The organism is Aeromonas sp. QDB54 (genome assembly GCF_027707385.1).
Classification (GTDB): domain Bacteria; phylum Pseudomonadota; class Gammaproteobacteria; order Enterobacterales; family Aeromonadaceae; genus Aeromonas; species Aeromonas hydrophila.
Window position 1 is genome coordinate 271,012 of sequence record NZ_JAPCIT010000001.1, and the last position, 13,187, is coordinate 284,198.

The 13,187-nt window shown below is 58.7% G+C and carries 15 protein-coding genes; all 15 read left to right on the forward strand.

The genetic code is table 11. The features are described from left to right. Window positions 1-175: 175 nt before the first annotated feature. The 15 genes from tapM (at window position 176) to PG881_RS01335 (ending at window position 13,143) form a co-directional block, all read left to right on the forward strand. The gene (tapM, locus tag PG881_RS01265) at window positions 176-1,246 is read left to right on the forward strand and encodes a PilM family type IVa pilus assembly protein TapM (protein ID WP_029299362.1); all 1,071 of its coding nucleotides are present in this window, start codon (window positions 176-178) and stop codon (window positions 1,244-1,246) included. After that, window positions 1,234-1,812 (forward strand): PilN family type IV pilus biogenesis protein TapN, encoded by a 579-nt coding sequence (gene tapN, locus PG881_RS01270; protein WP_270797816.1) that lies wholly within the window; start codon window positions 1,234-1,236, stop codon window positions 1,810-1,812. The genes tapM and tapN overlap by 13 nt, the downstream gene beginning before the upstream one ends. Beyond that, window positions 1,809-2,408, forward strand: coding sequence for a PilO family type IV pilus biogenesis protein TapO (tapO, locus tag PG881_RS01275; RefSeq protein ID WP_270797817.1), 600 nt, complete (start codon window positions 1,809-1,811; stop codon window positions 2,406-2,408). Before tapN ends, tapO begins: the two co-directional genes overlap by 4 nt. Continuing rightward, window positions 2,405-2,935 (forward strand): pilus assembly protein PilP, encoded by a 531-nt coding sequence (locus PG881_RS01280; RefSeq protein ID WP_011706967.1) that lies wholly within the window; start codon window positions 2,405-2,407, stop codon window positions 2,933-2,935. Before tapO ends, PG881_RS01280 begins: the two co-directional genes overlap by 4 nt. A 14-nt stretch (window positions 2,936-2,949) precedes the next feature. Continuing rightward, entirely contained in the window at window positions 2,950-5,151 is a 2,202-nt protein-coding gene (locus PG881_RS01285; RefSeq protein WP_270797818.1) for a type IV pilus secretin PilQ, read from the forward strand. A gap of 191 nt (window positions 5,152-5,342) precedes the next feature. Then, on the forward strand, window positions 5,343-5,861 hold the full coding sequence (gene aroK, locus PG881_RS01290) for a shikimate kinase AroK (RefSeq protein ID WP_005298388.1): 519 nt from the start codon (window positions 5,343-5,345) through the stop codon (window positions 5,859-5,861). Between the two features lie 14 nt (window positions 5,862-5,875). Further along, window positions 5,876-6,958, forward strand: a complete 1,083-nt coding sequence (aroB, locus tag PG881_RS01295) for a 3-dehydroquinate synthase (RefSeq protein WP_085735549.1) — start codon at window positions 5,876-5,878, stop codon at window positions 6,956-6,958. After that, a complete protein-coding gene (locus PG881_RS01300; protein ID WP_270797819.1) occupies window positions 6,948-8,555 on the forward strand; it encodes an SPOR domain-containing protein in 1,608 nt (535 codons plus the stop codon). The genes aroB and PG881_RS01300 overlap by 11 nt, the downstream gene beginning before the upstream one ends. Window positions 8,556-8,625: 70 nt before the next feature. Then, window positions 8,626-9,498 carry a Dam family site-specific DNA-(adenine-N6)-methyltransferase gene (locus PG881_RS01305; RefSeq protein ID WP_270797820.1) on the forward strand — a complete coding sequence of 291 codons (873 nt, stop codon included), beginning with the start codon at window positions 8,626-8,628 and terminating at the stop codon, window positions 9,496-9,498. A 46-nt stretch (window positions 9,499-9,544) separates the two neighbouring features. Further along, window positions 9,545-9,823: a hypothetical protein gene (locus PG881_RS01310; protein WP_270797821.1), complete on the forward strand. Its 279-nt coding sequence runs from the start codon at window positions 9,545-9,547 to the stop codon at window positions 9,821-9,823. 5 nt (window positions 9,824-9,828) lie between these two features. Beyond that, window positions 9,829-10,503, forward strand: a complete 675-nt coding sequence (gene rpe / locus PG881_RS01315; protein ID WP_016351625.1) for a ribulose-phosphate 3-epimerase — start codon at window positions 9,829-9,831, stop codon at window positions 10,501-10,503. Next, window positions 10,490-11,158, forward strand: coding sequence for a phosphoglycolate phosphatase (locus tag PG881_RS01320; RefSeq protein ID WP_011706961.1), 669 nt, complete (start codon window positions 10,490-10,492; stop codon window positions 11,156-11,158). The genes rpe and PG881_RS01320 overlap by 14 nt, the downstream gene beginning before the upstream one ends. Before the next feature lie 39 nt (window positions 11,159-11,197). Then, window positions 11,198-12,202 carry a tryptophan--tRNA ligase gene (gene trpS / locus PG881_RS01325; protein WP_005298400.1) on the forward strand — a complete coding sequence of 335 codons (1,005 nt, stop codon included), beginning with the start codon at window positions 11,198-11,200 and terminating at the stop codon, window positions 12,200-12,202. 123 nt (window positions 12,203-12,325) lie between these two features. Next, a complete protein-coding gene (locus PG881_RS01330) occupies window positions 12,326-12,541 on the forward strand; it encodes a hypothetical protein (protein WP_011706959.1) in 216 nt (71 codons plus the stop codon). A 20-nt stretch (window positions 12,542-12,561) separates the two neighbouring features. Beyond that, entirely contained in the window at window positions 12,562-13,143 is a 582-nt protein-coding gene (locus tag PG881_RS01335) for an aminodeoxychorismate synthase component II (RefSeq protein WP_029304205.1), read from the forward strand. Window positions 13,144-13,187 lie beyond the last annotated feature (44 nt).

Consider the following 13,187-nt stretch of genomic DNA (forward strand, 5'->3'; position numbering starts at 1 on the left):
GGAGGTTAGCATTCTGTGGCTCAATAACCAAGGGGAGGCGAGGGGCAGCCGGAAAGCGAGTTGTATCACTTTTCGGCATAAACTTTATGACATTGATAGATAGAGCATTTAGGATGAGTTAAGTCATCATCTTCTGATTAGCTGTCCTACAATCAATCCTAAAACCCAATAACGCATGGATGTGTATATGTTTGGGCTATTCAACAAAGGTTCTCTGCTTCCTCTGGCGGGTATTGATTTTGGCAGCCAGACCATCAAGGCCGTGACCATTACCGGTCGTCCCGGCAAACTGCATCTCGAATCGGTGGCCGAAGTTGCCACTCCCAAAGGCACTCTGGTCGATTATCAGCTGCAGGATATCGAACGGGTCAGCCAGTCTCTCAAGGCCCTCAAGCGCCTCATCTCCGGCAGCAGCCAGTATGTTGCGACTGCCGTCACCGGTTCCAACGTTATCACCAAAGTCATTCAGGTGGATGCCGCGCTGGGTGAGAACGAGCTGGAGAATCAGGTTCAGCTCGAGGCCGAACAACTCATCCCCTTTCCCCTAGATGAAGTGAGCCTGGATTTTGAAATTCTGGGCAAGGTCAACGATCAGGAGCGCCGCGAAGTGTTGTTGAGTGCGGCCCGCACCGAGAGCGTGAGCGGGCGGGTGACCGCGCTGGCGGAAGCCGACATGACCACCAAGGTGGTGGATGTGGGCGCCCACGCACTGGGCCGCGCCGTGCTTGCCTGCCTGCCGGAGCTGCAGGAGTGGGAGAAACCGGTCGGCGTTATTGATATCGGAGCGAGCGCCATGACCTTTGCTGCACTGGTAAAGGGAGAGGTTATCTACTCACGCCTGCAAAACTTCGGTGGCGATCAATATAGTCAGGCGCTGGCCTCTTTCTACAACCTGTCGCTGGATGATGCCGAGCAAGCCAAGTTGCAAGGCAAGCTGCCGGTTGATCACGAACTGGATGTGTTGCTGCCCCATATGAATGCCCTGCTGCAGCAAGTCAGGCGGAACGTGCAGCTGTTTTGCAGCTCTTCCGGACACAGGGAGCTTTCCAGACTGGTGCTCACCGGCGGTGGAAGCCTGCTACCCGGGCTGGTGGCCCAGGTCGGCAACGAGTTGAACTGTGAGGTATTGCATCCTGATCCCTTTGCCCTGTTCGGCAAGCCGAAAGGGGAGGGGGCGGTCCACGGTGCCAAGTTCATGACGGCGCTGGGTCTGGCATTGAGGAGCTTCACGCCATGTCAAATATAAACCTCCTGCCCTGGCGTGAGGCCAGGGCCCAGCGGCAGAAAAAGCAATTCGGGGTCATGCTGGGCATCTTCATGGCCATCACGGCTTCACTCGGCTTTGCCGCCGACTGGCTGGTAGAGCAGCAGATAGGCCATCAGCAGCAGCGCAACCAGCGTTTGCAGCAGGAGATGACCATCCTCGATGCCCAGCTTGGTGAGATCCGCCTGCTCAAGGAGCGACGTAAGGAGCTGATCGATCGCATGCAATTGATCGAACACCTGCAGATGCGTCGCAATCTGCCGGTTCGTCTGTTCAACCAGTTGCCTTCGCTGGTTCCCAACGGGGTTTACCTCAATACGCTTGCCTTGCAGAACAACCAAATAGATGTGAATGGCAAGACCGAGGCCTATGGCAGGGTAGCCAGCATGATGCGTCGTATCGATGGCTCCGGCTGGCTGGGGCAGTCGCAGATCAGCACGATTTTTGCGGCCGATGTGGCGCCCGTTTCGCTCAGCCAGTTCTCCATGATGTTCCAGGTCGCGGGTGCGGCAGGTGCCACGGTCGATGTGGCTAAGGAGCAGCAATGAATCTACAACAGCTCAACGAACTGGATCTCAACAACATTGCCAGCTGGCCCAAGCTGGCCAAGGGGATTTTCATCCTGTTCTTCTGTGCCTTGCTGGGGGGAGCCATCTATTACTACGTGATTGCCAACTCACTGACCCTGTTGACCCAGGAAACCAACGAGGAGGCCGAACTCAAGGCGCAGTTCGAGAGCAAGGCGATGCTGGCAGCCAACCTCGGTGCCTACAAGACGCAGATGGTGCAGCTCGAACAGTTGGTTGATACCCAGCTCAAGCAGTTGCCGAATACTCACGAAGTGGCCGGATTGCTGGATGACATCAGTTTCATTGCTACCGACAATGGGCTCAAATTGAATCGCATCAATTGGGAGCCCGAGATCAAACACGAGTTCTCCACCGAGCTGCCCATGCGAATCGAAGTAGTGGGCACTTATCATGAGATAGGCAAGTTCACGGCCGACATGGCGGCCTTGCCGCGTATCGTCATCCTGGAATCGTTCACGCTGGGACAGGGCAAGGAGCAGGGTGACAGGATTGCCATGTCGATGCTGGCCAAAACTTACAAATACAATGGCAAAACCGTGGGGCAGACCAAATGAAGCTACTCTGCGTGCTGTTGCCTGCCCTGTTGTTGACCGCCTGCGGTGGGCAGGACGACATGGACAACTATGTGGCCGCAACCAAGGCCAGAAAACCAGTACCCATCGAGCCTCTTCCCGAAATCAAACCCTTTTCCCCCATGGCTTATCACCTCAGCGATCAGCGCAGCCCCTTCATCGCCCCCCAGCCTGAAACCAGCAGTGCCAAGGTGGATGCCAAGGTGAAGCCGGATTGCGCCCAGATAGTGGCCAACAGGGAGAAAGAAGTACTGGAGCGCTATTCACTGGCCAGCCTGAGCATGCAGGGCTCACTTGGCAAGCAGGGACAGTTGTGGGCCTTGATCAGGACTCCTGATGGTCAATCCATCCGGGTGGGTCTCAATCAACACATGGGACTGGATCAAGGACGGGTGATCAGGATCACTGACACCTACGTGGATTTGATTGAGACTATACCGGATGGCAAAGGATGCTGGGTGACTCGAGAAACTCAGCTGGGCATGGCCAATCTTGAAGCAAAACGATAATCAGGGATGATGCGATGAAAACAACAATAGGTATGGTAGCCCGAGTTACCCTGCTGTTTTGCGCCGGAGCATGGAGCCAGGCCTGGGCTGTGGCAACCCTGCAGGAGGTCAAGGTCAATCCGCTGATGGCCGATCAGCTGTTGCTGGAGTTGAGTTTCAGTGAACCGGTCAGCGGATTTACCGATCGTCTCTCCTATGAACCCAACCAACTGCTGCTGCATGTGCCGGGGGCAGTGGGAGCACTCAACGTGAACCCCTTGCCCATCAAGCAGCAAGGGGTGGACAACCTCAAGGTTGAGGGCAAGGGGGCAGGTCTCGATATCAAGATCGCCCTCGATCAACTGACCCCCTATCAGGTGCATCAGCAGGGCAACAAGTTGTTGGTGGCACTGGGAGAAAAAGCAGCCATGCCGCTGCCAGCCACCACAGCATCCTCTGGACTGGTGGCCCCCCAGCCGACCTCGTCTGCACTTATCAATACCCAGCCGGCAGCCTCGTCCGCACTGATCAACAGTCAGCAGCTTGCTCGCCAGAGCGTTCCAGTGGCAGCGCCCGTGGCCAGCAAGCCGGTCTTGCCATCACCACAGACGGCGGCCAGCGGTGCCTACTTCAATTCCGTGAAAGGGGTCGATTTCAGGCGTGGCAAGGACGGGCAGGGGGAATTTCTGGTGACGCTGGATAACAGCTCCGCCGCCGTTGACGTCAGCAGCCGTGGCCAGACGGTGCTTGCCAAGTTTCACGGCACCCGGGTACCGGACGATTTGCTTAATCTGATCAACGTGCAGGATTTTGCTACCCCTGTCTCTCAGGTTGAGGTGTTCCGCCAGGGTAACGACACCTTGTTTGAACTCTCGGTCAACGGCCAGTTTGACTACCGTTATGATCAGGCGGACAAGATGTTCATCGTCGAGGTGAAAAAGCGCAGCGCGGCGACTGCCGGCAAGCAGTATCAGGGCAAACCCATCTCTCTCAATTTCCAGGATATCCCGGTGAGAACCGTGCTGCAGCTCATCGCGGATTTCAACAACCTCAATCTGGTGACCACGGATTCGGTGTCGGGCAACATCACCCTGCGGCTGGACGGGGTGCCCTGGGAGCAGGCACTCGACATCATCTTGAAGGTGCGGGGGCTCGACAAGCGGTTGGACAACAACATCCTGCTGGTCGCGCCAGCCGAAGAGATTGCCGCTCGCGAGAAACAGCAGCTGGAGAGCCGCAACCAGGTCGCCGATCTGGCACCGCTTTATACCGAGTATCTGCAAATCAACTATGCCAAGGCATCCGAAGTAGCGGCGCTGCTCTCGTCCGAGAGCACCAAGCTGCTCTCTTCCAAGGGGGCGGTGAGTGTTGATGAGCGGACCAACGTGCTGGTGGTCAAGGACACTGCCGACGTCATCAGCAACATCAAGCGCATGCTGGATATCCTGGATATTCCGGTCAAGCAGGTGGTGATCGAGGCGCGGATGGTGACCATTGATGACGGCTTTGACGAGGCGCTCGGGGTGCGTTGGGGGGTAACCAAGAATGACGGTCACGGCAACAGTACCTCGGGCACCATCGAGGGCAATGACGGCTCCGGCAACAACAATGGCGGCTCGACCATCACCCGACCTGGGGTGGACGATCGGCTGAACGTCAATCTGCCGGTGACCAACGCCGCCGGCACCCTGGCCTTCCAGGTGGCGCGGCTGGCGGATGGTACCTTGCTGGATCTCGAGCTGTCGGCCCTTGAGAAAGAGAGCAAGGCCGAGATCATTGCCAGTCCCCGGGTCACCACGGCCAACCAGAAGCCGGCGCTGATCGAACAGGGTACCGAGATCCCCTATGTGGAGTCCTCTTCCAGCGGGGCAACTTCGGTCACCTTCAAGAAGGCGGTGCTGAGCCTCAAGGTGACGCCGCAGATCACCCCCGACAACAGGGTGATCCTGGATTTGACCGTGACCCAGGATACCAAGGGTGAAACCGTGCCGACCGGTACCGGTGATGCCGTCTCCATCAACGCCCAGTCCATCACCACCCAGGTGCTGGTCAACAATGGCGAGACGTTAGTGCTTGGTGGCATCTATCAACAGACCATCAAGAGCGACGTCACCAAGGTGCCCCTGCTGGGTGACATCCCGGGTCTGGGGGTGTTGTTTCGCAAGACAACCAGCGAGAACAAAAAGCGCGAGCTGCTGATTTTCGTGACGCCGAAGATAGTCACCGACGCCTTCTGAAGACTTTACATGTGAAGGTAAAACACATATAACCTTACGCCCCAATGAGGCTGGGGCGTAAGGGCTGCGGTTGCCAGTCCTGATTTCTATTGAGATAATCCCCCTCCTGATCCATCGCAAGATAAGGTTCATAGGTACCCCGATCGAGAGTTTGTCGGGGTCGTACAGTTTGTAATTACTAACGAAAAGACATGGCTGAGAAACGCAATATTTTCCTGATAGGTCCCATGGGTGCGGGCAAGAGCACCATAGGTAGACATCTGGCAGAACAACTGCATATGGAGTTTTTCGACTCAGATCATGAGATTGAGCGCCGCAGTGGTGCCGATATCGGCTGGGTGTTCGATGTTGAAGGCGAAGAGGGTTTCCGGATCCGCGAAGAGAAGGTCATCGGTGACCTTTCCGAACAGCAGGGTATCGTGCTGGCGACGGGTGGCGGTGCCATCAAGAGCCGTGAAACACGCAACAAGCTCTCTGCTCGCGGCATCGTGGTGTACCTCGAAACCACCATTGAGAAGCAACTGGCACGTACGCAAAGAGATAAGCGTCGCCCCTTGCTGCAAACCGAAGAGCCGCCGCGCGAAGTACTCGAGCGTCTGGCACAAGAACGCAACGCCCTGTATGAAGAAGTGGCTGACTTTGTCATCCAGACTGATGACCAGAGCGCTAAAGTTGTTGCCAATCAAATCGTTAAGTTGATCGGCATGTAATATAGAGGACGTCCATGGAAAGGTTGAAGGTCGAACTGGGTGAACGCAGCTATCCCATCGAGATAGCCGCAGGTCTGTTGCAGCACGCAGAGGTGCTGACGCAAACCATCAAGGGCAAGCGGGTCATGATTGTGACCAACACAGTGGTTGCGCCCTTGTATCTTGAGCGGATTGTCCAGTTGCTGTCGGGCTATCAGGTTGAACACCTGATCCTGCCGGATGGTGAGGCCTACAAGACCCTGGCTACCTTTGAGCGGATCATGTCCGCTCTGCTGGAAACCAACCATGGTCGTGATACCACTCTGATTGCCCTGGGTGGCGGTGTGATAGGGGACGTTGTCGGCTTCGCTGCTGCAAGCTATCAACGTGGCATTCCGTTCATTCAAGTGCCTACCACACTGCTCTCCCAGGTTGATTCCTCCGTTGGTGGCAAGACCGCCGTCAACCACCCCCTCGGCAAGAACATGATCGGGGCCTTCTATCAGCCCAGACACGTCGTGATCGATACCGAGTGTCTCCAGACCCTGCCTGCCCGCGAATTTGCCGCCGGCATGGCCGAGGTGATCAAATACGGCATCATCTGGGATGTCGAATTCTTCTGCTGGCTCGAAGCCAACATGTCCCGTCTGCAGGCGCAGGAGCCGGCTGCGCTGGCCTACGCCATCCGCCGCTGCTGCGAGATCAAGGCCGATGTGGTTGGCCAGGACGAGACCGAACACGGTGTGCGTGCCCTGCTTAACCTGGGCCACACTTTTGGGCATGCCATTGAAGCCGAGAAGGGCTATGGCAACTGGCTGCACGGCGAAGCCGTGGCGGCAGGCACCATGCTGGCCGCCAATACCGCCCTGGCCCGTGGGGACGTGACCGAGCAACAGGTAGACCGTATCCGGGCCTTGCTGCTGGCGGCCAATCTGCCGGTGCAGGCGCCGTCAGAGATGGATTTTGCGGCCTTCATTCGTCACATGCGCCGCGACAAGAAGGTGCTGGAAGGCAAACTGCGTCTGGTGCTGCCGGTCGGCATAGGTCATGCCCAGGTGGTGGCTGATGTCTCCGATGCTGAACTGCTGGCGGTGATCGAGTCTGGTCGTGACGAATAAACTGCTGAAATTTCCCTCCCAGCGGCAGCTGGTTGACCGGCTGCTGCATCTGATTGAATTCAATCACCCTTTTATCTTTCTCTCCGGCAAACCCGGCAGTGGCCGTGGCACTTTGTGCGAATCCCTGCTGGGAGCGTTGCCGGAAAAAGTGCGGGTGGTCAGCCTGATCGGCAGTCCCGCCATGAAGATGGTGGACGTGCGCCAGCTGTTGCTGCCCCAGGTGGTGGCCCGGCCGTTGTTCAATCCACAGGATGCGCTGGCAGACAGCTTTTTCCGCATGCTGGAAGGCAAACCCGCCACCCTGCTGCTGCTCATTGAGCGGGCCGACGAGCTGCCTGCCGAGCTGGTCGGCGAGTTGTGGAGCCTGTGTCGTCACAACGATACCCTGAAGATCCCCCATCAGTTGGCTATCGTGCTCTCCGGCAGTGACGTCTGGTGTCGCAATCAGAAGGCGCAGCTGAAAGGGCGTGCCATGCCCGCGCTGGAGCTGGAAGTCGCGCCGCTTGGCGCGCCCGAACAACGCATCTTCTTGTATGAGAAGGCCAAAGAGCTCAAGATCCCGACAGCCCTCTTGCCCAAGCCGAAAGTGGAAGAGATCCTGAAAGTGGCAAATGGACATCCGTCCACCATCATGCAGTTACTGGAGGATATCATGACCGACAGAAGGCCCAAGAAACGTCAGGCCGAGTTGCCCGTCAAGAAGATTGCGACCCTGCTGGCCCTGCTGGCCGGCGCTCTGCTGGCGCTGAGTTATCTGCTGCCGGCCCTGTTTGGCGGCGACAGCAAGAGTTCCGCCCCCGAGCCCACCCAAACCACAGCGTTGCCCATCCCCGTCTCGGGTGGCGATCCGCTGACCATCGGCGGCAGCAACACCAGCCAGAACGGCAGCCAGAGTGCGGCCAGTGATGGCGCCGCCAGCAATCCCGGCGGCGTGGTACGCGACTGGCAGCCGGATGCCAAGGTATTGCCCAAGGCAGTGGAGAGCGACACAGTGACCACCGAATCGACCAACTACGAAGGACGCCGGGTGGTGATCTCCGACGAGGTGGTCGAGAAGCTGATGAAGCAGCCCAACGTCAGCGGCGCCCTGCCCACTGCGGTGGTGGATGAGCTGACCGGCGCCGATTCGCAAGCAGCGGCCACTCAAGTTGCTCCTGCCGAGAAGGCTGTCACACCCAATACCACCGCTCAGACTGCCCAGCCGGCAAACACCGCCAAGGCCCAAGCCACGCCAGCGGCCAGCAAGCCGGTGGCCAAGCCAGTCGCGGTTGAACCGGTGGCGGCACCTGCTCCCAAGGTGGCGTTGACCCCCGCAGCCACTCTGAACAAGAAGCCCAGAAACCACTATAGCATCCAGCTGATGGGGGCGAGCAACACCAAGGCGGTCGACAAGTTCGTGGCCGAAAATGCTCTGGCCGGCAAGATCTGGGTCTATCAAACCAAGTTCCGCGGCAGCCCCTGGTACGTGGTGCTGCAGGGGGACTACGCCAGTAGCAACCAGGCCAAGGCCGCCATTCGCAAGCTGTCGCCCGCCTTGCTGAAGGGGCAACCCTGGCCCAAGTCGTTTGCGCAGGTACAAAAAGAGTTGAAGCAATAGCCATTTTGGCCGGGAAGGGGGTAGAATCGTCCCCCTTTTTTGGTCGATGCCTTCTTAACACCGGATTTCCATGAAAAAAACACGCGCTTTTTTAAAATGGGCCGGGGGAAAATACTCCCTGGTTGAAGAGATTGCCGAGCGTTTGCCGGCCGGGCGTGTGTTGCTGGAGCCCTTCGTCGGGGCCGGGTCCGTGTTTCTCAACACCGACTACGACGCCTATGTGCTCAACGACATCAATCCGGATCTGATCGGTCTTTACAATCATCTCAAGTTGACGCCGGATCGGTTCATCGCTGAGTCGCGCAAGCTGTTCGTGACCGAGCACAACCACAAGGCGGCCTACTACCGGCTGCGCACCCAGTTCAACCAGACCGACACCAGCTTCGAGCGCGCCCTGCTGTTCCTGTTTCTGAATCGACACGGTTTCAACGGCCTGTGCCGGTACAACAAGAAGGGGGGCTTCAACGTCCCGTTCGGTTCCTACAAGAAGCCCTATTTCCCGGAAAAAGAGCTGTGGGCCTTCGCCGAGAAGGCGCAGAAGGCGACCTTCATCTGTGAAAGCTATGCCGATGCCATCCAGCGCGCCGAAGAGGATTGGGTGATCTATTGCGATCCCCCCTATGCTCCGCTCTCCACTACCGCTAGCTTCACCACCTATTCGGCCGGTGGCTTCACCCTGGACGATCAGGCCGTGCTGGCCAGGCTGGCCCGCCACACCGCGGCGCGCAAAGGGGTGCCCGTGCTCATCAGCAACCACGACATCGAGCTGACCCGCGAGCTCTATCGCGGCGCCCGCCTCGACGAGATCCTGGTCAAGCGCACCATCAGCCGCAACGGCGGCACCCGCAACAAGGTGGCCGAGTTGCTGGCGCTCTATCCGCCCGGTATCGAGCCGGAGCAGGGCTACTACCCGAGCGATGCCAAACTGGCGCCACTCGGCTGACACAGACGGCACCTCGGGGTGCCGTTTTTTATGTCTGCTGCGGCCAATGATGGCATTCGCTTTTTCCGTACCCTGTGTGGGTCGTTTTCAGCGTCCGTTTGCGGTGACGATGGCGTTCGCTTTTTCCGTACCCTGTGCGGGTCGTTTTCAGCGTCCGTTTGCGGTGATGATGGCGTTCGCTTTTTCCGTACCGTGTGCGGGTCGTTTTCAGCATCCGTTTGTGGTGATGATGGCGTTCGCTTTTTCCGTACCGTGTGCGGGTCGTTTTCAGCGTCCGTTTGCGGTAAAATTGCGCCGCTTTTTCTGCCACGCTGCCAATGGATGACGCTGATGAAAGACTTTCTGATTGCCCCCTCGATCCTCTCCGCCGACTTTGCCCGTCTGGGGGACGATGTCGCCAAGGTACTGGCCGCCGGTGCCGACGTAGTCCATTTCGACGTGATGGACAACCATTATGTGCCCAACCTGACCATAGGCCCCATGGTCTGCCAGGCCCTGCGTGACTACGGTATCGAAGCCCCCATCGACGTGCACCTGATGGTCAAGCCGGTGGATCGCATCATTCCCGACTTTGCCAAGGCGGGTGCCTCCCTCATCACCTTCCATCCGGAAGCGTCCGACCACGTTGACCGCTCCCTGGGCCTCATCAAGGAGCAGGGCTGCCAGGCTGGCCTGGTGCTGAACCCTGCCACGCCGCTCACTTGCCTGGAGTACGTGATGGACAAGCTGGATGTGATCCTGCTGATGTCGGTCAACCCGGGCTTTGGTGGCCAGAGCTTCATCCCCGGCACCCTCGACAAGCTGCGCCAGGTACGTCGCCTGATCGACGAGAGCGGCCGTGACATTCGCCTCGAGATCGACGGTGGGGTCAAGGTCGACAACATTCGTGAAATTGCCCAGGCTGGCGCCGACATGTTCGTGGCCGGCTCGGCCATCTTCAGTCGTCCGGACTACAAGGCGGTGATCGACGAGATGCGGGCGGAGCTCTCTCATGTCAAACGCTGAACGTGATTTTGACCTGGTGCTGTTCGATCTGGACGGCACCCTGATCGACAGCGCCCCGCAACTGGCGCTGGCGGTCAACCGTACGCTGACCGAACTCGGGCTGGCCGAGGCCGACGAGGCCGTGGTGCGGACCTGGGTTGGTAACGGTGCCGACAAGCTGATCCAGCGTGCGCTGGACTATCGCGCAGCGCCCGAGCTGTTTGCCAGCGCCCGTCCGCTGTTTGACCGTCACTATCAGGCCTGCCTGCTGGAAGGGCTGGCCATGTATGACGGGGTCGAACAGAGCCTGCGCCGCCTGCAGGCGCTGGGTTACCAGCAGGCGATCGTGACCAACAAGCCGAGTCACTTCGTGCAGCCGATCCTCGATGCCCTCGGCATCGGCGACTGTTTCGCACTCTGGCTGGGGGGCAACTGCGTGCCCGTCAAGAAACCAAGCCCGGAGCCGCTGCTGCTGGCCTGCCACGAGCTGGGTGTCAGCCCGTCGCGCACCCTGATGGTGGGCGACTCCGAAAATGACGTGCTGGCCGCCCAGGCTGCCGGCATGAAGGTGGTGGGACTGACCTATGGCTACAACTACGGCCGTCCCATCGCAGATTCCCGCCCGGACTGGGTATGCGAACAGTTTGCCCAGCTCGACGCGCTGCTGGCCGAATAAGCTGGCTAGGCAGGCCGAATAACAAGGATCAACACTCTGATGACTAAACCTATCGTATTGAGCGGGGCCCAACCGTCGGGCCAGCTGACCATCGGCAACTACATGGGGGCCCTGCGTCAGTGGGTCAACATGCAGGATGACTTCGACTGCCTCTACTGCATCGTCGATCTGCATGCCATCACCACCCGCCAGGATCCGGCCGCCCTGCGCAAGGCCTGCCTGGATGCCGCCGCCCTCTATCTGGCGGTCGGCATCGATCCGGCCAAGAGCACCGTGTTCATCCAGTCCCACGTGCCACAGCACGCCGAGCTTGGCTGGATCCTGAACTGCTACACCCAGATGGGCGAGCTGTCGCGCATGACCCAGTTCAAGGACAAGTCCGCCCGTTTCGAGAACAACGTCAACGTCGGCCTGTTCGGTTATCCGGTGCTGATGGCGGCCGACATCCTGCTCTATCAGGCCAATCAGGTGCCGGTGGGCAACGATCAGAAGCAGCATCTGGAGCTGACCCGCGACATCTGCACCCGCTTCAACAACCTCTACGGCGAGGTGTTCACCCTGCCTGAGCCCTTTATTCCGACCGAAGGCGCCCGGGTGATGAGCCTGCAGGATCCGACCAAGAAGATGTCCAAGTCGGACGACAACGAGGCCAACTTCATCGGCCTGCTGGAAGATCCCAAGCAGATCGTCAAGAAGATCAAGCGCGCGGTGACCGACTCCGACGAGCCGGCGGTGGTGCGTTTCGATCCGGAAAACAAGCCGGGGGTCTCCAACCTGCTGACCCTGATGTCCGGGGTGACCGGCCGCTCCATCCCCGAACTGGAGCAGCATTTCGAAGGCAAGATGTACGGTCATCTCAAGACCGAGACCGCCGAGGCCGTGGTTGCCCTGCTGGAGCCGATTCAGGCCCGTTTCCACGAGCTGCGTCAGGATGAGGCTCATCTGCAGGCCATTTTGGCGGCCGGTGCACAAAAGGCGCGGGAAAGGGCTGAAAAAACCCTGGCCAGCGTATATGATGTAGTCGGCTTCGTTCCTCGAGCCTGACATACTGGGAAGGTGTAGTAGAAGAGAGCTGGGTATTTGCCTGGCTTTCTTTGTTTTACCCGACCTGCTATTCGTTATTTCATCTTCCAATTTCAAACGCGGGCGTCTGCCCCAAGAGTTAGCATGTCTGTCGAATCAAATACCACGATTGAAGAGTTGGGTGACAAGGGTCACTGGCTGCGCAAGTTTCGCAAGGCCAAAAACCTCAATACCCTGCAACTGATGGTCTCCAATGCCATCGACAAGCACCACAAAACCCCTGCCATCGCCGCCGCCATCTATCTGGCCGAGTGCCAGCGCGAGCGTGAAATGGAACAGGGTCGCTATCTGGATCGTTAATTCTCTGCTCTGGTTGACCCATGCTGTTGTTGATCGATAACTACGACTCCTTTACCTGGAATCTGGTGCAATATTTTGGCGCCTTGGGACAGGAGGTAGTGGTGAAGCGCAATGACGAGCTGACGCTGGACGCCATTGCCCGGCTCTCTCCCCGTTATCTGGTGATCTCTCCCGGTCCCTGCACCCCCAATGAGGCGGGTATTTCGCTGGCGGCCATCTCCCGTTTTGCCGGCCAGCTCCCCATTCTCGGCGTCTGCCTCGGCCACCAGTCGCTGGCGCAGGCCTTCGGTGCCAGGGTGGTGCGCGCCCGTCAGGTGATGCACGGCAAGACCTCGCTCATTCGCCATCGCGGCGAGGGGGTATTCAAGGGGCTCAACGACCCGCTGCGGGTCACTCGTTACCATTCGCTCATCGTGGAGCGCGATACCTTGCCCGATTGCCTCGAGATCACCGCCTGGAGCGAGCATGCCGATGGCAGCCCGGACGAGATCATGGGACTGCGCCATAAGCAGTTGAATATAGAGGGTGTTCAGTTCCATCCGGAGAGCATTCTGAGCGAGCAGGGTCATCAGTTGCTGGCCAATTTTTTGGCTAATCCTTGAATAGTTGTGATCGGCCTCCCAGAATTGAAAGGAGGCCAAAAATA

Bases quoted from the DNA above. Each gene is read 5' to 3' on its own strand.
- PG881_RS01310 (WP_270797821.1), top strand. From the start codon at position 9,545: ATGATGGCATTCGCTTTTTCCGTACCCTGTGTGGGTCGTTTTCAGCGT.
- PG881_RS01335 (WP_029304205.1), top strand. From the start codon at position 12,562: ATGCTGTTGTTGATCGATAACTACGACTCCTTTACCTGGAATCTGGTG.
- PG881_RS01330 (WP_011706959.1), top strand. From the start codon at position 12,326: ATGTCTGTCGAATCAAATACCACGATTGAAGAGTTGGGTGACAAGGGT.
- aroB (WP_085735549.1), top strand. From the start codon at position 5,876: ATGGAAAGGTTGAAGGTCGAACTGGGTGAACGCAGCTATCCCATCGAG.
- PG881_RS01320 (WP_011706961.1), top strand. From the start codon at position 10,490: ATGTCAAACGCTGAACGTGATTTTGACCTGGTGCTGTTCGATCTGGAC.
- PG881_RS01305 (WP_270797820.1), top strand. From the start codon at position 8,626: ATGAAAAAAACACGCGCTTTTTTAAAATGGGCCGGGGGAAAATACTCC.
- PG881_RS01280 (WP_011706967.1), top strand. From the start codon at position 2,405: ATGAAGCTACTCTGCGTGCTGTTGCCTGCCCTGTTGTTGACCGCCTGC.
- trpS (WP_005298400.1), top strand. From the start codon at position 11,198: ATGACTAAACCTATCGTATTGAGCGGGGCCCAACCGTCGGGCCAGCTG.
- tapM (WP_029299362.1), top strand. From the start codon at position 176: ATGGATGTGTATATGTTTGGGCTATTCAACAAAGGTTCTCTGCTTCCT.
- aroK (WP_005298388.1), top strand. From the start codon at position 5,343: ATGGCTGAGAAACGCAATATTTTCCTGATAGGTCCCATGGGTGCGGGC.
- tapO (WP_270797817.1), top strand. From the start codon at position 1,809: ATGAATCTACAACAGCTCAACGAACTGGATCTCAACAACATTGCCAGC.
- tapN (WP_270797816.1), top strand. From the start codon at position 1,234: ATGTCAAATATAAACCTCCTGCCCTGGCGTGAGGCCAGGGCCCAGCGG.
- PG881_RS01285 (WP_270797818.1), top strand. From the start codon at position 2,950: ATGAAAACAACAATAGGTATGGTAGCCCGAGTTACCCTGCTGTTTTGC.
- rpe (WP_016351625.1), top strand. From the start codon at position 9,829: ATGAAAGACTTTCTGATTGCCCCCTCGATCCTCTCCGCCGACTTTGCC.